Here is a 24,730-nt window from a genome sequence, read left to right as displayed (position 1 = left end):
AGAAATAGACTTCAAGGTTTTGGTCTTACAATTGATATATAAAATAACTGATATATAAGTAACTAGTAATTCGTCTTCAGCTCATGAAGTACCCCTCTTCATAGCTTGAAGTAGTCCCCCTTCATGTCATGAGTTTAGTCCTCTATAAGCATCGATGGGCGGTATAATTTCGGGAACTCCTCCGGTATTGGTAACAACGTATACAGATTCGATGTCTGCCCCTTACCGTCGTCTCTGACGCGTTTTTCCACTTTCACTAACCGTAACTCTTCCAATTTCCTAATCGCTGTCCTAACCGTATTTTCCGAGCACATACACTCTTTAGCGATTCGACTTACGCTTGGATACGAAGTTTTCGTTTCATAGTCTGCGTATTTACATAGAATGACGTAGACTATTTTCTCGTAGACCTTTCTGAAGACTTTCGTATCATGCAATACGCCGTAATCGATATTTACGTATTTTCGGCTATTAAGGTTAACTACGCGGTCTCTATTGTCGCTCATGCTACGCCCTCCTTTGAATCCTTATTACGATTTGGCAACCCGTCTATGAAATAATTCGGAATGTCTAGTATCGTATAGAGATTCGTAGACTGCCCGTAATTATCAAAGCGTGGTTTAATATCGATAAGTTTAAGAGATTGTAATGTTCGTAGGGATCTGCGTACCGTACGTTCGGAGCATCTCGCTTTCTCTGCGATTTCAGATACGCTTGGACTAAGTGAGTTTGTATCGTTGCTTGTACCGGTATATAAAATCGTATAGATTAATTTATCGATTGGCTTCGTTATATGACGAGTATCATCGATTACTACTTTGAAATGTAACAAGGTAACACCTCCTGGAATAACGCCTTCACTTACATAATGCCGCTAACCTTTCAAAAACGACACTTTTGCGGAAACTTTTTAAAATATTTTCGTCTTACACAACGTTTGACGTGTCACATTGTAACCTCGCGCACTTTTTCCGCAAATTTTTTTATGACTTTTTAACCCCCTACTATATAGGACGCATGACTTTCCCTTTTCGCGCAGAAATCTCGAAATTTTTTTTCGCTCACACTTACTAAGTCGCACGAGCTGTCAAACTCGCGCACATATTTCGCAATTTTTTTTCGTTCCTACTATGTATGATGCGTGAGATTGGAAAACCGCGCACTTTTCCGCAAAATTTTTTCGTCCCATGCTATATGTAATGCATCAGTTTTCCTTTTCGCACACTTTTCAATGAAACTTTTAACGCCTTCACTTAAATAATGGTGAATTTTATTAGAAAACGACACTTTTTCCGTAAAAAATTACCTCCTCACTTGTAATAGTTCCGAAGAAGTATCAAAAACGACATGTTTACAGAAACTTTTTATGTCCTCACTTATATAATGCTGCTCACATATTAAATCGGACACTTTACAGAAAAATTATCTCTCTACTTTAAATAGCGTCGCCCAGGTCTCAAAAACGACAAGTTCATGAAAAAAAAAAACAAAAAAAAGAACACCGTCCGCCAAAAACGATGCTCACTTCAATTAATTATTCTGTTTCACGTAATATAATAGGAAATCAATTAAACTTTCGTCCTTAAACTGACTGACATCTTTAATAGATAATGGACGCTTACTAAAAACGTGAATCTGCAAATAGTTATCACTCAAGTCTTTCGTTTCTAAAAACGTTTGAAGGTCATATACGCCTATAATGTAGTCCTCTGCCGTTAAGAACAGTTCATCGTTTAGCATCATGCCCTCTAACGTACAAGTTTCGTACCGATCATCGATTGGAAATCGTCTTTCCATGCGAAATACATCGCCTGCTTTTAATTCCATAATTCGTTTCCTCCCCCTTAATTTAATAGGCCGATGAGCTTGTGCCGAAATAGTACACAAACGTAAGTGCTGCCAACACATACGGCTTCATACCACCTCGTGTCATCATTTCAAAACGAGGCTCACACGCCTGCCTAAAGCGCGCGAACGCAACGTTTTACCTTTTGTTTCTAATCAAACTATTTTGAACTCACTAGATAAGGCGCCAGCTTATCCTTCGTTACTGCTCTCTTCCGATTACAGTACGAATGCAATAAACATATTAATAAGAAATAACGTAAAACCAATAACGAATGTTCCGAAGAACCATCTGCGGTCCGATACGCTACCTAATCCGAAGAAATCATCTAGCTTTGTAAAAACGATGTAGAAATCAACGCACTTGCCAAGTGGTTCAATGTCTCTTTGTTTTACTTCGTTTGCCCTACCGTCAAATTCGATAGTATTTCGCCAATTTTTAGTTTCAATCACTGCCGTATATATAGAATGCGATTTTCTCACGTTAAATGCGGTAATTGGTTCATCAATGAATTCGTTTGTAATTGCCGATTGCAATTTAACCGGTAACCCCTGCATTTGTATAACACTTGGTGAATATCTCATTTTCGTTATCCCCTTTCGAATTAATGTAAGTCCCGTTTGATAGCTGCGATTTTTAACAAGAAGCCTAGAGCGCTCATGTTACCGATTTCTTCAAGGTCAATTGAGGAGTCATTTACTACGCCTTGTAAGTCCAGGATTTCATCGTCTAGTACGATACTGCCTGTTTGATCATGATGAAATTCGTTGAGTGCAACGCCGTTTTCATATACGCTTAGAATTAATGAATTGCTAATTTTTACGCCTTTTTCGATGCATTCGACAGTTGTACCGTTGCCGGCTTCTAGTACGATTTTTACGTTTACTTGTTCAACATTTTTTAAGTTCATTTCGTTTATCCCCTTTTATAATTCCGATTTTCGTAATCACAACCTTAGTATAATTCCGATTTTCGTAATTTACAAGTGTTATTTTACGATTTTCGTAATTTAATTTATACTTAAAATAAAAAGGAGTTTTTCAAATGATGGGAATTAAGGTATTACTAAAGGAACAACTAGAGAAACGAGGACTGACACAAAAGGAACTTTCAGAAGCTACTGGAATTAGAGCGGCAACTATCCATGACCTTTACCACAATAAAAGTAAACAACTACCTATAAAGGCTATCGAGAAAATCGTCGCTGAATTACGTATAGTAGATATTAACGAACTCATAATTTTAGAGGAAACGGATCAACAGGACGCTGAATAATGGCGTTCTTTTTTATTTACGGTGATAACGTGCATTCTACGGTCAATTTTCGAGAGAAGAATCAGCGTAATCAGTTTCGCATTTACGAAGTAATCTAAATACCTTACCTAAACTAACTCCGTGAAAAACACCGAATATTCCCAGGTAAATATAGACATTTATTGTTATAATTAAATGCGTAATGTATTTTAGGGAGGGGTCAATTTGAAAAAGACATTAATTGTTGGGGCGTTATGTTTATCTCTCGCTTCTTTAGCTGCGTGCGGTAATGGTGGCGAAAAATCATCCGCTGAGCCTAAACAAGAAGCCAAAAAAGAAAAGAAAGAAACGAAGATAACAGTAGATTCACTTATTACCGAATTTAAGAACGCAGGGTTACAAGCCGAAAATCCTACTGATCTACCGCAAAAAGAGTTCGGTAACATCCGTAAGGAAGGTAAGCGTATCGTGATACCAGCACTTGGCGAAGATAAAGGCGGTAGACTATACGAATTTACTAAAAAAGAAGAGTTAGAAAAAGCGAAGAAATACTACGATAAATTAGGGAACTCTGGTCCGATGTTCTTTTCGCATACATACGCAAAAGGTAACTTCCTGTTACAAATGAACGGCGATATGAAGGACGAGGAGTTCGTAAAATATAAAGACGTAATGGATAAACTAGTGAAATAAACGAAAAAAGAAGCCGCCTACAAGGGCGGTTTTAGTTTACGCTTTTATACCTATAAACTCGCTGCCATTTCTTCTAATACGTTCTCCTTCAAGTAAAGAAACGCCGATTCCTCTTCCTTCGTCATTCCTCGTTGTGAAGCAATGCCATCGAGTAATACCCACTCCGCATCTTTTACGATGTTTCTATACCGTCGCTTGTCCTCGTCGAACGCTAGCATTGTCATCATCTCTTCGGTACTTGCAATTGATAGTAGTCGTTCACCTTTATCGACAAAGAACACTGACACCGTATCGCTTGCTTGATAGATTTCGAAGATAAATACGTTATTGCCTCGCTTTACGTCCGCATGGTACCACATTAACTCTTGACCGCCCGACATCGAAATTTCGTATAAGTTTGACTGTGCCTGTACCATTTTTGCTTCGTCCCCTTTACGTTAATTTAGTTACTACGTGTAAAATTTTAACATCGAAATATTAACGTGGTGTAAAGCTAGGGTGAATTTTCGTTATGAATTTACGAATTAGCGTCCACGAATAAGGAATATGCGGCCTAAACTGAACCTTTCCGAAGCGCTAACATCCATTTTAAGGCTATTTTTTGAGGGAATTGTCTAGGAATTTAGCGGTATGTATGCGGAATAGTAGTAATACATAGGGAAGGAGTAGAACGTGGGAAACACAACGAATATACTGGCGATTTCAAGCCCCGTGTATAAAAAATACTGTGCGCATGTTTTCGACAAGTGGATGTCCGTCACAAGCGGTCGGCTGATAACCGTATAACGTCATTCTATTTAGCGAGAGTTTACGAGGATGCAAGCTATAAAAGTCTACAATGTAGAGGAGGACCGAAAGGACATTTGTCTGGAAGGCTCTCTTTCCTGTATATTACTCACATGGTATAATTATGTAATAATATAAATGTATATTCTTAAACCTAGATACAAATGAAGCAATTAATAAAAACTATATTTATATAAAGGGGTATGTAAAATGAAAAAGTTAGCAGATATAATATCATTCAAACAAGCGGATAATCCGAAGATCCAATATTACATCTATATACATAGCAAAAGAAACATTGAATTAAAATCCCATATTGATTTAATAGATTCTAATATAGAAGAACAAATTCAAAAAGAATTAGTTACATTTATAGAAAACGAAGTAAATAAAGATGAGTTTCTGTTAGTTGGTAATGAGGCCGTTAAGGTAAATGAGATTGTTTACTTAAAAGTGGAACCATTTGAATACATAGGATTTTAAAATTTGAAGATATAAATAAGTTTTAAAGATGGAGGGAACCCATGTCTAGTAATAAAATCGTTAAATCTGTTGCTTTTTCCAAAGCAGATAAGATTGAAATGCAATACCTTAATCATGCAATGAAGCATAGTGCCTTCTCTACATATGTAAAACGTCTTATTCAGCGAGGCCTGGAAAACGGTGTGAAAGTAAATTTTAGAATAGAAGATACAGAAACAATTGAACGATTAAACAAACGTATCCGTGAATTAGAAGCGTCTTTATCTAAATTAGAAAAAATTATTAATGAAGTAAAATAAGGTGAATATTTCATACAAAGGAGTTATGAAATCGTGAAGTCAGATAATACAGAAGAAAAAGTGATACGTATACCAATTAGTAGGAAGCAGAGAAGAATTAATGAGCGTGGGGAAGGCTATGTAGAGTGTGAAGTATCTAATAGGTGGTTACAGTTCCATGATATTGTTGAAGATTTAGAGTTAATTCCAGTAGATGTAATGACTGAGAATATAGACGGTAAGGAAAGAAAGTTGTGCGAATTAATTTTAAAAAAGGAAGACATTCTTAGGGCACTTAATTTATACAAATGATTACGAGAGAAGCACCATCCGTATATTACGACGCAGAAGGACGAGTAATATACGGATGGTGGCTATTTCTATGCTTTATTTTTTCCTTCGAAATGCTCGATGATCTGGCCATAGCCCTTTTTAACATCTGGAAAAGTATCAATCGTCATTTGTAACAGTTCTTGACTTGCTTCTAATTGAGCTAATAAATTAGGTACATGTTTCGCTAAAGTAGTCGCTAACAGCGTCAATTCTACTACTTTTACGTTTTCATCGTTACATTTAGCTTCAAATTCTTCGTACAACTTTCTGATATGGGCGATTTCTTGGTTATTCATGGCAGATACCTCGCGTTTAAATAGATTTATATGTATGCGTTAATTATAGCATTTATCGTAAATACTACTAAATTGCTCGCTCAGTCACTTATACGTAATGAACCCCATCGTGGAATATTATTCGACTTCTAAATATACGGGAGCAAGCAACGATTATTCCGCCCCGTAATTTACCTTCTGTACGGATCGTTTCTTTCCGTTCAATCACTCCGTACTCTCCTATTCTCCAAAAATCTCGTCCAATTTATCCGCCACCGACCGCTGCATAGTCGGAAGCACATGACTATACGTATTAAGCGTCGTCTGTATATCCGTATGCCCTAATCGTTCTGATATCAGCTTTACATTGACGTTCTGCTGTATCAACATAGTCGCGTGTGTGTGTGACGTAGGTCGTGGAAACGGATTTTAGGTAAGCCGAGTTTCTCCGTTAATTGGTAGAATTCTCTACGGCAATTCCTCGGTATCAACGGATTACCTTTACGTGCACATATTACTAAATCGTGACCATCGTAGTTTTTACCGTAATACTGACGTTCTTTCATTATCGTTTCATAGTGTAACTTTAACTCTTCGATTAATTTCACCGGAATATGTACATTGCGTATACTCGCATTGTTTTTAGCGCCTACTTTAATTTCTCCCGCTTGAGTTAACGTTTGCCTTATGTAAATAATTCGTTCATTAAAATCGATATCGCTCCATCGCAAACCCATGATCTCACCTTGTCGCATACCTGTTAGAACCGCAATTACACAGGCTATATAAAAACGAGTAGGCCGGTAAACACTTTTCCCCTCGCTTAGAAAATGATTCACTTGCTCTGACGTCCATATATTTATTTCCGATTTTCTTATCTTCGGTAATGTAATTCCTATCGTAGGATTCTCGTTAATTAGTTTTAAAACTTTAGCTTTTTTCAACGAAGCACTTATCACTCTATAAATAAGATGAACTGTAGTTGGCGCGTAACCTATATCGATAACTAAGTCATTAACAAACTTTTGCATATGTATTGGTTCAATCTGCCGCAATTGAAAATGACCTATCCTCGGTTTAATCACGTTCTCTAAGTACATTTTATGTATTTCAAAAGTGGACTCTTGTAAGTAAAACGATCGCTCTTTCATCCACTCTTCAACAAATGTAGCGTACGATAGTTTCGATAAATCTGAATGCTCACCGCCTAACATTTCCGCTTTTAATTTTAACAAGGCATCGTGTGCCTCTCGTTTTGTTTTAAATCCCCTGCGCCGTATTTGCCTTCGCTTCCCCGTTATTGAATCTTTTGCGATATTGAAAACAAACATCCATTTACCTGTTTCTTTATCTTTACTTACTGTACCATTCGTCTGTCTACGTCCCATCTAATATCCCTCCCCTATATTACTTTCGCATTATTTTACCGTTTTTTCCTCTTAGAGAAAAGACCAGGTCCTCCTTTTTACGCAAAATAAAACGCCTCTATATTAGGGGCGTCGGATAATGCATCTTCAAATTCGTAATTGTAATCGCCTGCTTCTTCGTATGTAGCGAACGTTAATACTTCGTATTTACCTTCTTCGCAAAGTAAATACGTTTTATCTTCCAAATTATCCTTAATTTCAATCGCGTAGTTACATACCATATTATCGTCTTCTCTTCGATTATAGTACGTAAAAAGACGCCCTTGATGGACGTCATTTAATAGGATACAGAACGTATAAAAATGAGTAGTTAAACGATAGATAAACATACGTGGACTATAATAAATTGACCAACAAACCAAATTTTTCATTAATTTTCTGATCTGCTTCCACTTGTTTATCTTTCAAAAGATTTTTATCATATTTAGCGAAAAATAGCTTTACTATTTCACTCAACTCCTGATTAGAAAAAACTATATCCTCCACATCAATTCCTTTCTTCTTAAGCATAATAGTTTGTTTAACGCTGTTTAAAATTTCTTCATTTCTCGTTGTTAAGTAAACTTCACTATATAAGTTAGTCGTTCCTATCCCCATTGTCCGCTTTATAATGTAACAATAATATTTTATTTTCTGCTCGTCTAATTCGACTATCTTAGACAATACCCATACTAAATATTCTCCGATAAGTTTTTTCTCTCTCTCATCGTCCTTAGTTCTTACATATAAGGTTGCCAACTTAGAAGCAACTATCAAACAAGCCAGGTATATCGAATTATCTCTATAATCATTTAAAAAATACAGTAATCTCCCTTTCTTATCTTCCTGTATCAATAATAGCAACAAATTACTTAGTGGAATCCCTGCTAAATATACATCTTCATTATATTTTTTAAGCTCTCTACTCACTTCTAAATATTTTATCTCAACTGTTATATATTTTGTTATACTCCACGGCATCATTCTAAGTTCTTCGAAATACTCATAAATTTTTCTTGATTTTTCTAAGTCATTAAAATTTTTATTTTTATCAATCAGGTTATAACAATCCAACATAAAATTACCGTATAAAGGTTGTAAATAAAGCAAGTTTCTCGTTTTTCCTAATCGTGTGTAGGAGAAATCATTGTTAAATCCGAAGTAACCATATTTCATTGTAACTTCTATGGAATTTAATATTAATTCTTCATTCTGTTCAATGATTACTTTACTATCTGTCGCAGAAATACTTATCAATATTTGTTCTAGAAATTTGTTGATTCGAAATGAAGATAAATAAACTTCGTGTATAACGAACAAACTAATCATTCTATTGTATTGAGTAAGGGCTTCTGTATATAGCTCATTTTTAACCAACTCTTCAATAGCTGAAACCCACATTAATATGATATCAGGTTTGCTTGAAATTTCAGTATAATTTTCTTGAACTTTATTTTTATAATTTACCAACGATAAATTCGCTATTCTCTCGTATATGTAAAAATTCCTTCGATATTCTATATCTCCCTTTAGAATTTTTTCTATAGCATCTTCATTTAAATCAAATAGATACTCTGAAAAATCCCCCTGTGCCCCTATCTTTATTCTCGGTTTACGTACTATCTTTATATTTTCCGTGTAATACATACTAGCAACCTTATTAACACTTAACGTTTGGCTATTGGAATAAAGAATAATTTTGATAACAAACAAAGTTAACAAAAACAAAGTTATTAGAAACACATAAAAAATTATACTAGAAGAACTGTCGGTAATATATATCCAAATATTAGTAAACAAAAGGCAAAACACAGAAATACTTATAAATATAATATTCCCTAAAACAGACTTAGCAAAGGCAATTTTATAAATAGAAATTCCAAAAACTTTTTCTTTTTTTAAATTTGTTATTAATGAAAACAAAGACAAAATAAGAAAGGTGGTACTTATTTGTGAAAACAAAAATTGTCGATTTAGTGTTTCATCAGATATAGTAGGGATTGGACTCAAAATCCCCTCTAACCATCCCCAATTCAAAATCCTAATTTTTTGTAACAATGTCAAAATTATCAATAAGACTATTCCTATTTCTATATACCTGACAAAGGTAAACAAAGAATAGGTTATTGGGTATCTTATCTTCCCTTCTACCTTAAAATATACTTTTCGGAAAAAGTTTTTTATGTCTCTCATCTTGCGCTTTATTTTTTGATACTTCCCCAGTTTATATCCCTCTCTCTCTTTATAGAAAAACACTTGATCTGATATTCAAATCCAATGTTCACCTAGAATCTATCATATTATTTAATTAGGATAATATTGTATTTTTTATTTTAAGTCTTATTTTGTCGTTTGTCCATATAAGCTGATGTAATCAAAAAAGACCGCAATATAAGCGGTCCTGTGCATCTTTTCTGTGGCCGTACCTAAGACTATTTTACAATTTCCTCCCTAACAACATAATTCATAATAGGCTGTACCCGTATAAACTCCCTGTACTTCGCCACACGTTCCTTATTCCTTGACTTTGTAGTATCACTTCGTAGCATTTCATTAATCGTACGCTTCCTCCGCACTGGAGGCTTATAGTTGCGACGGTCAACACCGTATTCCTCCGCTACCTTCATCGAAACCTCTCCGCTGTGTCTCCGCAATTAAATTTATATTTCTTCGTTTTTACCCGCACGATTCTGTTACTTTTTAAGACCTATAAATACGTAAGGTTATTAGTACGGAAATAATTTGTATACCACCGCACCACTCCGTAACATACCGCAATAATACATAGGTATTAGATACATAATTGATAGGGCGACTATTTACTTTCAGTTCCTAATTCAGGTAACCCCTAACGGATTTTACTTCGTTCATCGTATCTCATCATCTATTAGCGGCGTTCTTTTATATAAGTAATTACCGCCGAATACATTAATGATGGAAGGGTATTTCGTTAGAAATAGACTTCAAGGTTTGGTCTCTTAATCTTTTTCTTGTTAAAAGATAGTTCTTGTTAAGAGTTAGTTCTTGTTAGTGTGAACTACAACCATGTGTGGAAGTCGCCATGTGTGGTTAGACGTCACTTGGCTCTAATGTCTCCGGTTCGTTATTAAATATCACTAGCTGGCTAATCGGTAGAATCGTATAAACCGTATTCTCCCATTGCTGTGTACTTTCTCAAAGACAAAATGACCTAATTCACGCTTTCTACTTTTTATACCCCTATACAATTTGTGACTTTAGCTTTAGAATACAGTTAATGGAAGATACAACCTCTTTCTTGTGACTTTTTAAAGGAGGACATAAGATTGAGTGGTACAGTAAGTAAAAATAAGGATACAGGTAAATGGGATTTTGTCTTCGCTATTAAAGACCCAATGACAGGAAAGCGTAAACAGATACGCCGTAGAGGTTTCGCTTCTAGACGTGAAGCAAATGAAGAAATGACATTGTTGAAAGCAGAGTATCTTAACGATGATTTTCTTAAACTATCACACATGTCATACGAAGTATTTATGGAACAGTGGTTTAAGGAAAGGGAAAATCAACTCCAGAAATCTACATTTCGAGCAAATTACACGCATTACTTAAATATCATAAAACCTCGTCTTGGTCATTTAAAAATGCAAGAAATCACAACTATGCATCTCCAATACTATATTAATACATTGATTGAGGAAGGTCATTACTCTAAAGGAACAATCAATTTAACATTTAGCTTTATAAGAACATCATTAAAGAGAGCGAAAATACTTAAACTTATAAAGAATAACCCAGCAGTGGATGTTGTATTACCTAGAATAGCTAAAACCGAAATGGAAGTGTGGACTTTAAATCAGGTAAATTATTTTCTAAGAGAAAGCAAGAAAATGAAGAACACTACAAGATTTCACATTAGCTTTTCAATAGCAATATTAACCGGTATGCGCCAAGGTGAAATTTTGGGGTTGCGATGGAAAGATATTGATTTGGAGAATAACTTAATTTATATCAGACAAACGTTATCTGAGCGCGGGGAATTAAAATATGGAGCGAAGAATAAAACGAGTATACGTACGATTCATATTCCGAATATTTTAGTAGAGGAGTTAAAATCTCATTGTAAGTTTGTTGAATACGAAAAAGAAAAAGCCGGCGATAAATACACCGACTTAGACTTAGTTCTTCCTTCAAAATATGGGAAACCGTTGGATTCTCGTAGCATACGTAGATCGTTTTATAATGTAACCGAAAAACTCGAATTACCGAAAATACGATTCCATGATTTACGCCATACGCATGCTACTCTATTAATTCAACAAAACGTTAATGTAAAATTAATCTCAGAACGATTAGGTCACTCTGATATAGGTACTACGCTAAATACGTACAGTCACGTGTTACCTGATATGCAACGCTCAGTAGCAGAAAAACTAGACGAAGTATTCGAAAAGTGTGACCGCTAGTGTGACTCGGACCTAAAAAACGTTCGAAACGATGGATGACTTGGACCTTTTCGATAGGTTATTTCACCACAAATCGAGTTTGACTACAACCATCTTTTTGCTTCGTTACTTCTAACACTGCTGGCATCGCAATTTTTAATTCCTGTACGTGTGAAATCACACCGATGAAGCGACCTGATTTTTGTAAATCAATTAAAGCATCAACTGCTTTTGTTAATGACTCTTCATCTAGTGAGCCAAAGCCTTCATCAATAAACATCGTTTCAATGGAAATACCGCCTTCATAGGACTGAATCACATCAGCCATACCAAGCGCTAAACAAAGTGACGCATTGAATTTTTCGCCGCCAGATAATGTTTTCACATCACGTGTTTGACCAGTATACGCATCATACACATCCAAACCTAATCCACTTTGGCGATTGCGTTTTTCCACTCGTTCACTTCGTTTTAAATAAAATTGTCCGTTTGATAATTTACGAAGGCGTTCATTTGCAATTTGAACGATTTGTTCTAGATATTCAATTAAAATGTAGCGTTCAAAGGAGATGCGACTTTCATTATCACCTTTCATGACTTCATATAAATCAACAAGTTCTTGGTAGGCAGTTTCTTCTTCATGAATTTGTTCATCAATCCGTCTAATATTTTCGTGTAAATCTGAAATGTACTCGGCAGCATTGTTCGCACGCTGACGTTTTTCTTTTATAATATCAAGCTGAATTTCTAATTCTTTTAACTGCTCTTCTAACGCCGTAATATCCGCCCATTCTTTCCCGTTCAATTGATTTGCTAACTCTTCGATTTGTTTTGTTAACACTTCAAGGGACGAATAATAGTTTTGAATTTTATGCTGTAGATTTATTTTTTCTGCTTCAGATAATTTTGCTTCTTTATATGTTTGTTGATCTGCAAAACCACTTTGCTCCAGCTCTGTCATAAAGCGTGCGAAAGCTTCTTCTTTCTTCTCCTTCGCCCCTGTAACTTGTTTCACTGCACCGTCGTACTCTGCTTGCATACGAACATTTTCATTTTGCCAATGCTGATACGCTTCTTGTACTTTCTTCCATGCCTCCTCCATGTGACGAAGTGTAGAAACAGCTGTTTCAAATTGTTGTGTCCACGCTTCTAACGTTTGTAAGTTGTCTGGAATTTTTTGCTGATCATACTCATATGACGTACGTAACTGCATGCATTCCATTTCGGTGCGGTGTTGCGTCATTTCAACTTCACGTTTTTGTTTTTCTAATCTGTCTACTTGCTCTTCCAACTGCTTCAACTGTGGTGCTAGCCTTTTACGCTTTTCTTCACTTGCTTTTAACTCATTGACTTCAGCAGCTAATTGCTTTCCACTTTGTACTAATGTTCGATATGCTTCAGCCAATCCTTCTGCACGATATCCACGATTCATTACTTCTGCTATAGCTTGTTCATATTGCGAGCGATAGAAATTCCACTTTTCTTCTATTTGGAAATGAACCTTTTCTGCTGCTATTTTGCTTTCCCGAAGTGCATTAAGTTGCTTTTCATCAATAGAAGTTCCTCGTTCAGTTGCCTTATTCGGATGAGACATACTACCACATACCGGACAAGATTCTCCATCGTGTAAATGAAGGGCCAGCACTCCTGCTTGTTCATTTAACCAGCGCTGCTCTACTTCTTCATAAGCTTGAAGAGCTACTCTCATCTTTTCAAGTGCAGCTTCTTTGCCCTGTTCATATTTTTGTACTTCTTGCCAAACATCATATGCTTGTTTTAATACTTTTGCATCATCTCGCATACCACTTAATTCTTCTAATTTTGTTACATACTGCGTGAGATCCTCTTCCAACTGTTTTAATTCTCCAGCTATCTCTTGCTTTTGAACTTGATGCATTCCTTGTTGTTGTTCTAGCTTGGTAACTTCTAATTTCAGCTTCGCACTCTGTTGCTCTGCCTCTTGCAATTTTGTCTTCTTCTCTGCTAATGAAGCAATAATCGGTTGCAATTCTTCTAACTTCTGTACGTTTCGTTTCGCTTCTTCACGCACGGATTCCTTGCCTTTTATTTCTTCATATTGTTCCTGAGCCAGCCCAAATGCACGTACTGTTTGTTCTTTCTTAAAGGATAGTTGTTGCAAAAATTGTTCAGCCTTTTGTTCACTTTGCAATGCTTCTTCGTGCCATTGTTCAAATGGCAATAATCGGCTTGCTTGTTCCGCACGTTTAAATTGTTGCTCTTGTGTCTCTATTAACGGCCTTTCTGCTTGCAAAGCTGCTTGTTGCTGCTCTTTTCGCTGTAAGTCTTGCAGCTTATCATTAATAGACTTCGCTTCATGAAAGCGAGTATCTGCTTCTTTTAATTGTTTTGTTTGCAGGACTTGCTGCGTTTCTAATTGTTTTACCTCAGCCTCATAGCACGATGTTTCTTGCTCTAGCGCTTCTACAACTTGATGTGTATTCACATGCTCTTGCTGGGCTAATCCTTCTAGTAATGAACCATCACGAACTGGCAACTTAAAGACATTGCGGAAATATAATTCTCTCTCTTTTTGCTTTTCTTGTAGCACATTTTTCCACTGTTTACGCTTTTGATCTAACAATTCACGCATTAACTTATAACGATCAGTTTTAAAGATACGTCGTAAAATTTCTTCTTTATTTTCTGTTTCAGATGTTAATAGCTTTCGAAACTCCCCTTGTGGAAGCATAACAATTTGACTAAATTGGTGCTTGCTGAGCCCAATTAAATCTTCCGCTTTCTTATTCACATCCGTTACATGAAAGCGATCGACACAAGGAATTTGCTGATCATCTACAATTTCATAGAATTCGACAGCGTGTCCTGTAACTGTTTTATTTCCTTGTTTTTTATGACCGAGCTGCCTTTTTATTTCATATATTTTTCCCTTTAATTGAAATTGCAGCTCTACACTTGTATATACATTATCGTCAGCAAATTGGCTGCGGAGCATACTCGTGTCACTTCGTTCTTCTCCACTTGCTTCTCCATATAACGCATAACAAATCGCATCAAATATCGTCGTTTTCCCTGCACCTGTATTTCCTGAAATAGCAAAAATACGATGGTCGCCAAGATCGTTGAAATTTATGATTTCACGTTGCTTGTAAGGACCAAATGCGGTCATTGTAAGCTGAAGCGGTCTCATCCTTGTTCACCTTCCCGTTCATGCACTGTTTGTAATACTTCTAAGAAAAGACGTTCTTTCTCTTCTGATAAGTCCGAACCCTTCATTTCTTTATAAAAAGCTTTCAAAAGAGATAGATCATCAGTTTTATGTCTAGAAATAACCGATTCATTTGCATCTGTAAATTCACGTCTTTGGATAGAACGCTCCACGTGCATAGCATTTGGGTAAACAGAACGAATTTTTTCCATTGGCTGCAGTACTGGATTTTCATCTAACAGCTTTACGAATACATAATCCTCACTTGTTGAATACTGCAGTAACTCATCTATTTTTGCTTCTACTGTTCGCATGTTACGACGTGGTGTAAACAATCGTTTTTCAATTGTTGTTTGTCCTTCTTCATCCAATTCAACCACATAATACCCTTTTTTATGATGCTCTTCAGAAATCGAGTAAGCAAGTGGTGATCCAGAATAGCGAATTGTTTCATTTCGCACAAAATGAGCTTGATGTAAATGCCCAAGCGCTGTGTAATGAAACTTATCAAAATAATGGCTGTTCACATATTCCGCACCACCAATTGAAAGTGGACGCTCCGCGTCACTTGTATTCTCTTCAGCTTCTCCTGAAGATGTGATAAATGCATGTCCCACAAAAACGTGTCGTGCTTCTTGATCCATCGTTTCCGATAGTTCATTCATAAAGATACGCATCGCATCATCATGCGAACGGATGTCTTCATTTTGGATAACATGTCTTACAATACTAGGATCTGCATATGGGATTAAGTGAAAATGTACTGACCCGTGCTCATCATGTAACACAACTGGTTCGTATGGATATTGAAATTGTCCTACAATATGCAAACCTTGTTTCTTCATTAAACTACTGCCAAAATGAATGCGATCTGGGCTATCATGATTTCCTGCCACCGCAAGCACTGGTGTTTGTAAATCAATTACTATTTTTTTTAATACATCATTTAATAAATCTACTGCTTCTGTTGGGGGAATTGCACGATCATATAAATCTCCCGCAATGATTACGGCATCTGGCTTTTCTTCTTGCACTGCTTGCACAAACTGATCTAAAACAATCCGTTGATCTTCAGTCATATATACGCCGTGAACGAGTTTTCCTAAGTGCCAATCCGCTGTATGAAAAAACTTCATCTTTTCCTTCCTTTCTCTCCTTTAATTTACCGAGTGTAACGATACAAGTTGATAGTGTAATGTAGTTTTTTCATTTTCCCACTCTATTTTATGTACCATCGCACTTCCTGTCTTTTCTTGTTCCGTTTTATATAAAGGCAATATTTCATGAATTGCAAATAAATGATAGCCATCTAGTATTAATTGAAAAACATTTTCTTCTATATGTAATCTCGTTTCTTTTTCATTTGAAATAATCTTTGTATGCATTTCAAATTTCATATGACTACAACCCCTTTTTTATTCTCTATACTTTAATAGTATAGCGACTATTCTAGATTGACAAGTGAATACATGATGAAGAATCTACTTTTAGATTCGCTATATTTTTTAAAATGTTTGATTTACTTTTTTTATTATAATACGGTATGTGAAATTGTTAATCTCTTACAAAAATAAAAATGCCTCTTCAGCACTTTCATTTTTGTAAATAATCTTTCATAACGAAATACAAGACCGTCACTAACACACTTGCTATAAAAAAGGAGAATACTACTGCAGCATATCCGTCTTTATTTAACACAAAACAAAGTGAAATAGATAATATAAAAACCGGAAACACGAGACGTACTTTATCTTTGATTTCTTCTGTCGTATCTTTTTGATGAAAATACTGCGTTATTCCTATCATGAGAGCAAACAAAATAATAGCCGATAATAGTAAAGGCCCTGGCATTCCGATCTCCCCTTTCTCTATTTCTTATTATATACAAACTCTCACACTGTTAAAAGTTAGACAATTCGATAAAAGAAAAAACACTTATCAAGGTTCCAATCGAATCTTACTAATCATCAAAATATCATTTCCTGATTTTTCAATTTTAAAACAATAGAAATCATTTTTTTCGAGTAACTGATGTTTTAATATTCCTTTTCCATTATTGAAATCCTGCAAAAATAACTCGCCAAAAAATGCGAAGGTATTGAAAAACACCCCCTCATGTATCGTTTCTATATGTCAATATGTTTAGACAGTTAGACACCTTTTTACGAGTATTCCTTGTAAATAAGCCATCTCTTAACCTGGCATAATACTTGCATAAGTATTAGATGAATATTATAAAGGACATTTCAACTATTATCGAGAAATAAGAACTGAACGATATATATAAGGAGGATTCAAAATGACTGATCATGTTTTATTTTCTGTGAGCGAAAATGGCATCGCTTCAATTACATTAAACCGTCCGAAGGCGCTTAACTCATTATCTTATGATATGTTACAACCTATTGGTCAAAAACTAAAAGAATGGGAAAACGATGATCGTATTGCAATCGTAATTATGGAGGGTGCTGGTACAAAAGGATTTTGTGCTGGTGGTGATATTAAAACATTATATGAAGCACGTTCAAATGAAACTGCATTACAAAAAGCAGAGCAATTTTTTGAAGAAGAATACGAAATAGATACTTTTATTTACAAATTCTCAAAACCAATTATCGCATGTTTAGATGGGATTGTAATGGGCGGAGGAGTTGGCCTCACAAACGGAGCAAGTCATAGAATTGTAACGGAACGGACCAAATGGGCGATGCCTGAGATGAACATTGGATTTTTCCCAGATGTCGGAGCAGCTTATTTCCTAAATAAAGCTCCTGGGCATACAGGTCGTTATGTAGCTTTAACAGCATCTGTCCTGAAAGCCTCTGATGTATTGTATATAAATGCTGCAGATCGTTATATGTCATCTGAAACATTACCTACTTTTCTTGCTGAAATTGAAAAAGTAAATTGGCATCAGCAAAACATACATACGTCTTTAAAAGAGCTACTTGATACATTTGCAACATCTCCTTCTACAGAAAGTGAACTTGCTTCTGTGCAAGAAGAAATTGATACACATTTTTCTCTTCATACACTAGAAGAAATCATCACTTCTTTAGAAAAAGATAGTAGTCCTTTCGCGCTGAAAACAAAAGAAACACTCTTATCAAAATCACCATTTTCTTTAAAAGTAACATTAAAACAACTCATGGACGGAGAAGAAAAATCATTGGAACAATGTTTTGCGACAGATCTCGTCCTTGCAAAAAACTTCATGAGACATGAAGATTTCTTTGAAGGTGTACGTTCCGTTGTGGTTGATAAAGATCAAAATCCTCAATATAAATATAAACAATTAGATGACGTTTCAGATGAAGCTGTAAATCGCTTCTTTAATCTTCTTAATGCATAATGTAAAGAATCGTATTAACAAAGAGGGACTTCCAAATACGAAAGTCCCTCTTTACTAGTATTTTAACTCTTTGTTGCTAACCTCTATTATTCTGCCAACCCTTTTATTTTTTAGGCTATATTAAACATCTATATTGATTTTAGGATATAGCATAGGAGATTCATATATTTAAATTATCTTACTTGCATGCGAATTTATGAACATACAGTTTTATAAGATATCATTCGTTAAATCTTCCCATAATAATGGTGTTATAGTATTTATCGTCGGCAAGAATTTTGTCGTTTTTTAATACACCTTCGATTTCAAAGCCAAGCCTTTTATACAGTTTAATGGCTTTATCGTTTGTTTCTAAAACATTCAAAGAAATTTTTTTAATGCCATTGGAGTCAGCCCAAGAAATAGATTCTTTTAAAAGATTTTTCCCAATACCATATCCCCAAAAGTCCTTTAATACGCATACTCCAAATTCTACTTTATGAGAGAATCTATTTAAATAAATTCCTTCGCATCTTGAAAACCCGACGATTCGACCATGAACTACAGCAACTAAAAATAAGTTTCTTGGATTCACAGTGTCCGTTTTTATAATCTGTTCAAATCCTGGTATATCTATGAACGCCTCCCCTTTTTCTCTGTCCAAATTTTCCGTCTCTCCATCAATCTGTAATCTTAATTCAGACAAATCTTTTGCATCTTTATCGATTGCAGATCTAACAGTATAATTTAGCCCATTAACATAAAATTCTTGTTTGTTAATTATCATGATATACTCCATTCCTATTAAGTTGATTTAGAAAAATAAAACAAGGGAAAGGCGTTGTAATATTATAATTTTCTGCAGTCCCAATCAAATAACCTGTCCCCGTTTGTTCAATAAGATATTTTCCTAAATGGTAAATATTGATAATCTTAACCTATCATAGATCGCATCAGTTGTGAATAAGCAGCTATCTACAACCATCTTACTTACTGTTGTATCGTTATTTTGGTGTTTGATAACATCTAAGAATTGAAACCAACTCAAATAGTAGTCAAGGTATTTATTTACCACTCCATTGAAACGGTCAATCCAGCCTTTAAGACGACTGTGATAGTTATTTACGTTTTGAATACGATATAGACCGCTTCTATGCATGGCCGGATGCTCTCTCCCACCTAAAAAGAAAGGCTTTATGTCGGTTTTTTAATTTGTATTTATATAGAGCTTATTACATAATAGTATCTTGGTTATATATAGATTCTCCTATTTATGTTTCATACATAAAAGAATTTTCACACTATTCCCTATATACAAAGTGAAATTGTGTTAAAATATCTTTAATTCACTCAAATACAACTAAATCTAGAAAGGTGGAGAATAAAGTGGGAAACTATTTTCTTTTTGTTATCATGTCTATTTGTCTTATTATTTTACCTGGGCCTGACACCGCTATGGCTACGAAAAATACCCTCGCCCAAGGAAAAATCGGAGGCCTTAAAACCGTTTTAGGCACATGTACCGCTCTTCTTATTCATACTTTTGCTGCTGTAATTGGTCTTTCAGCTATTATTGTTAAATCTGCCTTTTTATTTTCTATTTTTAAATATGTTGGTGCCATTTATCTGGTCTACCTAGGCATAAAAGCACTTTTATCTTTAAAAAACAAAAACACCGCAACTGCTAATGATTTGCCGACAAAAAATGCATACGAAAACACGTCTTGCTTTCGACAAGGGTTTCTTACTAATCTTTTAAATCCAAAAGTTGCTGTATTCTTTTTGACCTTTTTACCGCAATTTTTAACTCCTAACCATAATACACTTATTCAATTCCTAATCATGGGTCTTACCTATCTCGTATTAACCGCAATATGGTTTGCTTTTTATATAGTATTAATTGATAAAATTAGTATTTTTATGAAAAAGCCTTCTACACATCGATATATTCAAGGAATTACCGGGTTTATTCTTATAGGATTTGGAATAAAGTTAGCTTTCGAAAAACATAGCTAAACACTAGTAAAAACATATAGATGATATGTACAGCGAATCTACAAAATAAAACAGCCCCACTCATTCGTATTCGAAGTATTGGGGCTGTTTTATTTTACCTATAGATTGCGATGACTTTACCTTTATATAAAGCTATCAAACAAATTAATAAAAAAGTACACCACTCTTCAAAAAGTGATGTACCGATAATACTATATGTGTAACATGTTACACATATGTTTCATTTATTCTTTTGATTAAAACCAGCGCTCTGTCACAACTTTTTTACGTGTATAAAATTGAACACCATCTGTTCCATTCGTTCCAAGATCGCCGTAGAAGGAAGCTTTATTTCCAGCAAATGCGAAGAACGCCATTGGTGCAGGAACGTTTACGTTCACACCGATCATGCCTGCATCGATGTTATCGCGGAACGTTTGCGCATGTTTACCGCTTGAAGTATAAATAACGGCACCATTTGCAAATTTCGATTGATTTGTAAGTTTAATTCCCTCTTCAAGATCTTTTACTCTTACAATACTTAACACTGGAGCAAAGATCTCATCTTGCCAAATCTTCATATCTTGATTTACTCCATCAAAGATTGTCGCTCCTACAAAATACCCTTCTCCAACATCTTCTTTAATTTTACGACCATCTACTAATAATGTAGCCCCTTCCGCTACACCGCTATTAATATAGCCGAGTACACGTTCTTTATGCGTATCACGAATTAATGGTCCTACATAATTGTCTTCATGAAAACCATCGCCTACTTTTAACTTGCGTGTTTCTGAGACAAGAACATCAATCAATTCATCAGCAATCTCATCCACTACCGCTACAACAGAGCATGCCATGCAGCGCTCTCCACTACTCGCAAATGCCGAACCAATTATGCCTTGCACTGTTTTTTCAAGGTTGCAGTCAGGCATAACAATCGCATGGTTTTTCGCTCCAGCAAGTGCTTGTACGCGTTTGCCATGTTTCGTTCCTGTTTCATATACGTATTTCGCAACTGGCTCAGATCCAACGAAAGAAACTGCTTGAATGTCTTTGTTTTCTAGAATGCTATTTACAACGTCTTTTCCGCCTTGTACTAAATTTAAAACACCTTTTGGGAAACCAGCTTCATAGAATAACTCTACAAGTCTCTCTGCTAAAAGTGGTGTTCTTTCAGATGTTTTTAAAACGAATGTATTACCGCAAGCAATCGCAAGTGGGAACATCCAAAGTGGAATCATCATTGGGAAGTTGAATGGTGTAATTCCTGCAACAACCCCAATTGGATAACGCCAAATTGAACCGTCAATACCACCAGCAATATTTGGAAGTGCTTGTCCCATCATTAAATTCGGTGTGGATGTTGCAAGTTCCACAGCCTCAATACCGCGCTGTACTTCTCCGCTTGCATCTTTTAATGTCTTTCCATTTTCTAACGTAATAATTTTCGCTAATTCATCTTTGTTTTCTTGTAGAAGCTGTAAATATTTATAGAGTTGTCTAGCTCGGTTTGGAACCGGTACTTGAGACCATGTTTCATAAGCAGCTTTTGCTGCTTCAACAGCGCGATCGACATCTTCTTTTGGAGATAGTGGAACGTAAGCGATAATTTTCCCAGTCGCAGGATTCGGAACTGCTTCCACTTCTGTACCAGTAGATTCTACCCATTCACCATTAATATGATTTTTCACTCGTTTAATATCTGTTGTAATCATTGTATTCGCTCCTTTTTCATTTTATAAAAATGCTATCATCACCCATTATTCATGACTAGATATCAATTGTTCACTTACCTTCTTATATAATGCAGACATATCTTTTTCTCCATATCCAGCTTTTCCTGCTTCATCATACAAATTCAATAGCATTTCACTAATTGGTAGATGAAGTTCGTTCTCTTTTGCTAAATCAATCGCAAATCCTAAATCTTTCTTTAAAAGATTCACTGTAAAACCAGGCTCATAGTTTTCAGGCGCGATAAAGCTTTTATAATTGCGCTCATAAATTCGGCTTTGGCCATAACTAACGTTTAATATATCAAACATTTTGTCTAGGTCCATATTGTTTTTCTTTGCTAACGTAAGCGCTTCACTGACCCCTGCTGTATAGAAGCCGATTAACAAGTTGTTAATCAGTTTCACAGTTGTTCCACTGTCAATTTGCTCACTCACATGAAAAACATTTGCGCCGAGCACCTTCATAGCTGGTAATCCTTTTTCAAACACTTCTTTTTGACCACCAACCATAAAAGTAAGTGTGCGATTTTCAGCCCCGATAACCCCGCCGCTTACTGGAGCTGCTAAAAAGTCAATTTTCTTATCACTTGCAGCTTCAGCAAGTTTTTTATTGAGCTGCGGCGCTACTGTACTTGTATCAATTAAAACAACATTCGGATGACTATTTTCAATCAGTCCTTCTTCCCCAAAATAGACAGCTTCAACTGCTCGTGAAGATGGTAAACTTGTAAAAATCAAGTCACATGTTTCTGCTAATTTCGCAATCGACAAACCGATGATGCCGCCTGCTTGCTCAAAAGAAGCTTCAGCTTCTGTATTCAAATCGACTCCATATACACTGAAATTAGAATCTACTAAATTTTTAGACATCGGAAGACCCATATTCCCCAAACCGATAAAACCAACCTTTTTCATACCCTTCTCCTCCTATTTAAACAATATACTTAGCACGGTTTATAATAGCTTTTGCAATTTCTCTCTTTTTCGTGAACAAATTCGTATAAAGCGGTACGGATAGATTGCGAATTTCGTCTAATAAAACGCTTCTATTTTGTTCGTCTTGTTCAGCCGCAGATAAAAGACTAATTGCCGCTGCTTCTATTTGACGATACCCTTCTTCACAAATGACATCTGTTACGAATTGCTTTGTACGTTCTTTTTCCTCACCATTTTTACTTACTGCTTTTTTCGTACGTAAAAATGCCGATTCCATTACGTATACATCTTTCATCATGTCAGCTAATACACGTGAGTATTCTTGCTCTTGTTCAATTTTTAGATCAGGAGATTGAGATAGCGTTTTCAAAGATTGCTTTAATAATTGTTTCGATAATAAAAGGTAGCGATGATTTCTTTCTACATTTTCACCGATCATTTCATCGGCCTGCGGTTCTAATTGCTGCATTTGTTTCAATAACATTTTTGCAACTGTTAATCGATTAATTTCATTCGTTCCTTCAAAAATACGACTAATTCTAGCATCGCGATATAATCGTTCTACCTCATACTCTTGCATATATCCATAACCACCATGAATTTGTACAGCTTCATCAACAATATTCCCAAGCATTTCTGAAGCATTCACTTTATTAATTGCACATTCCATTGCATATTGGGACATCTTTTGAATGCTGCTATCATCTTTGGCTGTTTCATGAATCGCCTCATCAATCACCCCCGCTGTTCGGTAAGCAGCACTTTCTGCACCATATGTAGCGATGATCATATTTGCAATCTTTTCTTGAATCATCGTAAAATCAACCAATTCTGTTTGGAACTGTCTTCGCTCTTTTCCGTATTGAACGGACAAACCAATTGCTTGCTTTGCTGTTCCAATATTTCCGAAAGCGAGTTTCAAACGGGCAAAGTTGAGAATGTTGAGTGCGACGTGATGACCTTTCCCCACTTCACCTAATACATTCTCAGCAGGAATCATAACATCCTCTAAAATAAGAGTTGCAGTCGAAGATCCTTTAATCCCCATCTTCTTTTCCTCTAAGCCAATCGAAACGCCCTCACATGTTCTTTCGACAATAAATGCTGTCATTCCTTTATTTGTTTTCGCAAAAACGACATATACATCGGCCATGTGAGCATTTGTGATCCATTGCTTTTCCCCATTTAATTTCCACGCGGTTCCATCTTCGTTTAATACAGCACTCGTTTTTGCACTCAAAGCGTCTGAACCAGCGTTAGGCTCTGTTAAAGCATAGGCACCAATCCACTCACCTGATGCAAGTTTAGGTAAGTACTTTTCCTTTTGCTCCTCTGTTCCAAAATAAACATACGGCAACGTCCCTACGCCAGCATGAATATTAAATGAAACACTGAATGCTCCTGCATATCCCATCTTTTCCGCAACAAGTCCGGAAACGGTTTTTCCTAATTCAAATCCACCATATTCTTCTGGAACCTCAATACTTAGTAGCCCGAGCTCTCCAGCTTTTTGAAATAATTGACGAGAAACCGGATAATTGTGCTGTTCAATATTTTCGATTTGTGGGACAATCTCCTGCTTTACAAATTGCTCTGTCGTTTTTGCAATTAAATCTTCATCACCTGAAAAATCTTCAGGTGTAAAAAGACTTGTATTTACAACCGTGTTCAGCGAAAAAAATTCATTCCATTGCAATTTTGTTTTCCCCATATGTATCCTCCTATCTATTCGGTCTTCATTTCTTTATATGCAAAATCTGTGCCAAA

The 24,730-nt window shown here is 35.8% G+C and carries 26 protein-coding genes and 2 pseudogenes; 8 read left to right on the top strand and 20 right to left on the bottom strand.

Annotated elements, in window-relative coordinates; genetic code table 11:
• Nucleotides 1–134: 134 nt before the first annotated feature.
• The 5 genes from QUF99_RS28545 to QUF99_RS15060 all read right to left on the bottom strand — a co-directional run bounded on the left by QUF99_RS28545 (nt 135) and on the right by QUF99_RS15060 (nt 2,756).
• Entirely contained in the window at nt 135–506 is a 372-nt protein-coding gene (locus QUF99_RS28545) for a helix-turn-helix domain-containing protein (RefSeq protein WP_353958401.1), read from the bottom strand.
• Nucleotides 503–832 (bottom strand): helix-turn-helix domain-containing protein, encoded by a 330-nt coding sequence (locus QUF99_RS15075; protein WP_289371050.1) that lies wholly within the window; start codon nt 830–832, stop codon nt 503–505. Before QUF99_RS15075 ends, QUF99_RS28545 begins: the two co-directional genes overlap by 4 nt.
• A 698-nt stretch (nt 833–1,530) precedes the next feature.
• Complete coding sequence (locus QUF99_RS15070; protein ID WP_289371049.1) at nt 1,531–1,827, bottom strand: hypothetical protein; 297 nt, start codon at nt 1,825–1,827, stop codon at nt 1,531–1,533.
• Nucleotides 1,828–2,064: 237 nt separating this feature from the next.
• Nucleotides 2,065–2,430 carry a hypothetical protein gene (locus tag QUF99_RS15065; protein WP_289374793.1) on the bottom strand — a complete coding sequence of 122 codons (366 nt, stop codon included), beginning with the start codon at nt 2,428–2,430 and terminating at the stop codon, nt 2,065–2,067.
• 20 nt (nt 2,431–2,450) lie between these two features.
• Nucleotides 2,451–2,756 (bottom strand): hypothetical protein, encoded by a 306-nt coding sequence (locus tag QUF99_RS15060; RefSeq protein WP_289371048.1) that lies wholly within the window; start codon nt 2,754–2,756, stop codon nt 2,451–2,453.
• Nucleotides 2,757–2,890: 134 nt separating this feature from the next.
• On the opposite strand from QUF99_RS15060, the gene QUF99_RS15055 reads away from it, so the two are divergent.
• Both QUF99_RS15055 and QUF99_RS15050 read left to right on the top strand, forming a co-directional pair.
• Nucleotides 2,891–3,121 carry a helix-turn-helix domain-containing protein gene (locus tag QUF99_RS15055; RefSeq protein ID WP_289371047.1) on the top strand — a complete coding sequence of 77 codons (231 nt, stop codon included), beginning with the start codon at nt 2,891–2,893 and terminating at the stop codon, nt 3,119–3,121.
• A gap of 204 nt (nt 3,122–3,325) precedes the next feature.
• Nucleotides 3,326–3,793: a stress protein gene (locus tag QUF99_RS15050; protein WP_289371046.1), complete on the top strand. Its 468-nt coding sequence runs from the start codon at nt 3,326–3,328 to the stop codon at nt 3,791–3,793.
• A 50-nt stretch (nt 3,794–3,843) separates the two neighbouring features.
• Here the strand turns inward: QUF99_RS15050 and QUF99_RS15045 are convergent, their stop codons facing one another.
• Nucleotides 3,844–4,209 (bottom strand): hypothetical protein, encoded by a 366-nt coding sequence (locus tag QUF99_RS15045; RefSeq protein WP_289371044.1) that lies wholly within the window; start codon nt 4,207–4,209, stop codon nt 3,844–3,846.
• A 580-nt stretch (nt 4,210–4,789) separates the two neighbouring features.
• Between QUF99_RS15045 and QUF99_RS15040 the strand changes: the two genes are divergently transcribed.
• The 3 genes from QUF99_RS15040 to QUF99_RS15030 are packed head-to-tail and all read left to right on the top strand — an operon-like array spanning nt 4,790 to nt 5,652.
• Nucleotides 4,790–5,062, top strand: a complete 273-nt coding sequence (locus QUF99_RS15040; protein ID WP_289371042.1) for a hypothetical protein — start codon at nt 4,790–4,792, stop codon at nt 5,060–5,062.
• Nucleotides 5,063–5,103: 41 nt separating this feature from the next.
• Nucleotides 5,104–5,361 (top strand): hypothetical protein, encoded by a 258-nt coding sequence (locus QUF99_RS15035; RefSeq protein WP_289371041.1) that lies wholly within the window; start codon nt 5,104–5,106, stop codon nt 5,359–5,361.
• 33 nt (nt 5,362–5,394) lie between these two features.
• Nucleotides 5,395–5,652, top strand: a complete 258-nt coding sequence (locus QUF99_RS15030) for a hypothetical protein (RefSeq protein WP_289371040.1) — start codon at nt 5,395–5,397, stop codon at nt 5,650–5,652.
• A 68-nt stretch (nt 5,653–5,720) separates the two neighbouring features.
• Here QUF99_RS15030 and QUF99_RS15025 read toward each other — a convergent pair whose 3' ends face one another.
• The 5 genes and pseudogenes from QUF99_RS15025 to QUF99_RS15005 form a co-directional block, all read right to left on the bottom strand.
• The gene (locus QUF99_RS15025) at nt 5,721–5,969 is read right to left on the bottom strand and encodes a hypothetical protein (protein WP_289371039.1); all 249 of its coding nucleotides are present in this window, start codon (nt 5,967–5,969) and stop codon (nt 5,721–5,723) included.
• Nucleotides 5,970–6,188: 219 nt separating this feature from the next.
• A pseudogene (locus tag QUF99_RS15020) lies at nt 6,189–7,336 on the bottom strand (site-specific integrase).
• Nucleotides 7,337–7,413: 77 nt separating this feature from the next.
• Nucleotides 7,414–7,746 carry a hypothetical protein gene (locus QUF99_RS15015; RefSeq protein WP_289371038.1) on the bottom strand — a complete coding sequence of 111 codons (333 nt, stop codon included), beginning with the start codon at nt 7,744–7,746 and terminating at the stop codon, nt 7,414–7,416.
• Nucleotides 7,712–9,427, bottom strand: coding sequence for a hypothetical protein (locus QUF99_RS15010; RefSeq protein WP_289371037.1), 1,716 nt, complete (start codon nt 9,425–9,427; stop codon nt 7,712–7,714). The genes QUF99_RS15015 and QUF99_RS15010 overlap by 35 nt, the downstream gene beginning before the upstream one ends.
• A 359-nt stretch (nt 9,428–9,786) precedes the next feature.
• Nucleotides 9,787–9,981: a hypothetical protein gene (locus QUF99_RS15005; RefSeq protein ID WP_289371036.1), complete on the bottom strand. Its 195-nt coding sequence runs from the start codon at nt 9,979–9,981 to the stop codon at nt 9,787–9,789.
• Between the two features lie 678 nt (nt 9,982–10,659).
• On the opposite strand from QUF99_RS15005, the gene QUF99_RS15000 reads away from it, so the two are divergent.
• Complete coding sequence (locus tag QUF99_RS15000; RefSeq protein WP_289371035.1) at nt 10,660–11,796, top strand: site-specific integrase; 1,137 nt, start codon at nt 10,660–10,662, stop codon at nt 11,794–11,796.
• A 58-nt stretch (nt 11,797–11,854) separates the two neighbouring features.
• Here the strand turns inward: QUF99_RS15000 and QUF99_RS14995 are convergent, their stop codons facing one another.
• The 4 genes from QUF99_RS14995 to QUF99_RS14980 form a co-directional block, all read right to left on the bottom strand.
• Nucleotides 11,855–14,944, bottom strand: coding sequence for an AAA family ATPase (locus QUF99_RS14995; protein WP_289371034.1), 3,090 nt, complete (start codon nt 14,942–14,944; stop codon nt 11,855–11,857).
• On the bottom strand, nt 14,941–16,098 hold the full coding sequence (locus QUF99_RS14990) for an exonuclease SbcCD subunit D (RefSeq protein ID WP_289371032.1): 1,158 nt from the start codon (nt 16,096–16,098) through the stop codon (nt 14,941–14,943). The genes QUF99_RS14995 and QUF99_RS14990 overlap by 4 nt, the downstream gene beginning before the upstream one ends.
• Nucleotides 16,099–16,119: 21 nt before the next feature.
• Nucleotides 16,120–16,359, bottom strand: a complete 240-nt coding sequence (locus QUF99_RS14985) for a DUF2584 family protein (protein WP_289371031.1) — start codon at nt 16,357–16,359, stop codon at nt 16,120–16,122.
• 196 nt (nt 16,360–16,555) lie between these two features.
• Entirely contained in the window at nt 16,556–16,813 is a 258-nt protein-coding gene (locus QUF99_RS14980) for a hypothetical protein (protein WP_289371030.1), read from the bottom strand.
• Between the two features lie 448 nt (nt 16,814–17,261).
• On the opposite strand from QUF99_RS14980, the gene QUF99_RS14975 reads away from it, so the two are divergent.
• Nucleotides 17,262–18,314: an enoyl-CoA hydratase/isomerase family protein gene (locus tag QUF99_RS14975; RefSeq protein ID WP_289371028.1), complete on the top strand. Its 1,053-nt coding sequence runs from the start codon at nt 17,262–17,264 to the stop codon at nt 18,312–18,314.
• 220 nt (nt 18,315–18,534) lie between these two features.
• Here QUF99_RS14975 and QUF99_RS14970 read toward each other — a convergent pair whose 3' ends face one another.
• Together QUF99_RS14970 and QUF99_RS14965 are read right to left on the bottom strand one after the other, a co-directional pair.
• On the bottom strand, nt 18,535–19,080 hold the full coding sequence (locus tag QUF99_RS14970; RefSeq protein WP_289371027.1) for a GNAT family N-acetyltransferase: 546 nt from the start codon (nt 19,078–19,080) through the stop codon (nt 18,535–18,537).
• A 123-nt stretch (nt 19,081–19,203) separates the two neighbouring features.
• Nucleotides 19,204–19,440 (bottom strand): annotated as a pseudogene (locus tag QUF99_RS14965) (IS1595 family transposase); the annotation flags it as partial.
• 266 nt (nt 19,441–19,706) lie between these two features.
• Here QUF99_RS14965 and QUF99_RS14960 point away from each other — a divergent pair.
• On the top strand, nt 19,707–20,309 hold the full coding sequence (locus QUF99_RS14960) for a LysE family translocator (RefSeq protein ID WP_289374661.1): 603 nt from the start codon (nt 19,707–19,709) through the stop codon (nt 20,307–20,309).
• Between the two features lie 236 nt (nt 20,310–20,545).
• On the opposite strand, the gene QUF99_RS14955 is transcribed toward QUF99_RS14960, so the two are convergent.
• From QUF99_RS14955 to QUF99_RS14945, 3 genes are read right to left on the bottom strand one after another with little or no spacing between them, the layout of a single operon-like run.
• Nucleotides 20,546–22,006, bottom strand: a complete 1,461-nt coding sequence (locus QUF99_RS14955; RefSeq protein WP_289371026.1) for a CoA-acylating methylmalonate-semialdehyde dehydrogenase — start codon at nt 22,004–22,006, stop codon at nt 20,546–20,548.
• 45 nt (nt 22,007–22,051) lie between these two features.
• Nucleotides 22,052–22,942, bottom strand: a complete 891-nt coding sequence (locus tag QUF99_RS14950) for an NAD(P)-dependent oxidoreductase (protein WP_289371024.1) — start codon at nt 22,940–22,942, stop codon at nt 22,052–22,054.
• A 16-nt stretch (nt 22,943–22,958) separates the two neighbouring features.
• Nucleotides 22,959–24,674 carry an acyl-CoA dehydrogenase family protein gene (locus QUF99_RS14945; RefSeq protein WP_289371022.1) on the bottom strand — a complete coding sequence of 572 codons (1,716 nt, stop codon included), beginning with the start codon at nt 24,672–24,674 and terminating at the stop codon, nt 22,959–22,961.
• Nucleotides 24,675–24,730 lie beyond the last annotated feature (56 nt).

The sequence above is a fragment of the Bacillus sp. DX4.1 genome (assembly GCF_030348195.1).
Lineage (GTDB): Bacteria > Bacillota > Bacilli > Bacillales > Bacillaceae_G > Bacillus_A.
The sequence above is the reverse complement of the archived record's forward strand: the minus strand, read 5'-3'. Positions and strand labels throughout refer to the sequence as shown.

Bases quoted from the DNA above. Each gene is read 5' to 3' on its own strand.
- QUF99_RS14985 (WP_289371031.1), bottom strand. From the start codon at position 16,359: ATGAAATTTGAAATGCATACAAAGATTATTTCAAATGAAAAAGAAACG.
- QUF99_RS14975 (WP_289371028.1), top strand. From the start codon at position 17,262: ATGACTGATCATGTTTTATTTTCTGTGAGCGAAAATGGCATCGCTTCA.
- QUF99_RS14945 (WP_289371022.1), bottom strand. From the start codon at position 24,674: ATGGGGAAAACAAAATTGCAATGGAATGAATTTTTTTCGCTGAACACG.
- QUF99_RS15035 (WP_289371041.1), top strand. From the start codon at position 5,104: ATGTCTAGTAATAAAATCGTTAAATCTGTTGCTTTTTCCAAAGCAGAT.
- QUF99_RS14960 (WP_289374661.1), top strand. From the start codon at position 19,707: ATGTCTATTTGTCTTATTATTTTACCTGGGCCTGACACCGCTATGGCT.
- QUF99_RS15045 (WP_289371044.1), bottom strand. From the start codon at position 4,209: ATGGTACAGGCACAGTCAAACTTATACGAAATTTCGATGTCGGGCGGT.
- QUF99_RS14950 (WP_289371024.1), bottom strand. From the start codon at position 22,942: ATGAAAAAGGTTGGTTTTATCGGTTTGGGGAATATGGGTCTTCCGATG.
- QUF99_RS14955 (WP_289371026.1), bottom strand. From the start codon at position 22,006: ATGATTACAACAGATATTAAACGAGTGAAAAATCATATTAATGGTGAA.
- QUF99_RS14980 (WP_289371030.1), bottom strand. From the start codon at position 16,813: ATGCCAGGGCCTTTACTATTATCGGCTATTATTTTGTTTGCTCTCATG.
- QUF99_RS15065 (WP_289374793.1), bottom strand. From the start codon at position 2,430: ATGAGATATTCACCAAGTGTTATACAAATGCAGGGGTTACCGGTTAAA.
- QUF99_RS28545 (WP_353958401.1), bottom strand. From the start codon at position 506: ATGAGCGACAATAGAGACCGCGTAGTTAACCTTAATAGCCGAAAATAC.
- QUF99_RS15060 (WP_289371048.1), bottom strand. From the start codon at position 2,756: ATGAACTTAAAAAATGTTGAACAAGTAAACGTAAAAATCGTACTAGAA.
- QUF99_RS15055 (WP_289371047.1), top strand. From the start codon at position 2,891: ATGATGGGAATTAAGGTATTACTAAAGGAACAACTAGAGAAACGAGGA.
- QUF99_RS15005 (WP_289371036.1), bottom strand. From the start codon at position 9,981: ATGAAGGTAGCGGAGGAATACGGTGTTGACCGTCGCAACTATAAGCCT.
- QUF99_RS14970 (WP_289371027.1), bottom strand. From the start codon at position 19,080: ATGATAATTAACAAACAAGAATTTTATGTTAATGGGCTAAATTATACT.
- QUF99_RS15015 (WP_289371038.1), bottom strand. From the start codon at position 7,746: ATGAAAAATTTGGTTTGTTGGTCAATTTATTATAGTCCACGTATGTTT.
- QUF99_RS15025 (WP_289371039.1), bottom strand. From the start codon at position 5,969: ATGAATAACCAAGAAATCGCCCATATCAGAAAGTTGTACGAAGAATTT.
- QUF99_RS15070 (WP_289371049.1), bottom strand. From the start codon at position 1,827: ATGGAATTAAAAGCAGGCGATGTATTTCGCATGGAAAGACGATTTCCA.
- QUF99_RS14995 (WP_289371034.1), bottom strand. From the start codon at position 14,944: ATGAGACCGCTTCAGCTTACAATGACCGCATTTGGTCCTTACAAGCAA.
- QUF99_RS14990 (WP_289371032.1), bottom strand. From the start codon at position 16,098: ATGAAGTTTTTTCATACAGCGGATTGGCACTTAGGAAAACTCGTTCAC.
- QUF99_RS15040 (WP_289371042.1), top strand. From the start codon at position 4,790: ATGAAAAAGTTAGCAGATATAATATCATTCAAACAAGCGGATAATCCG.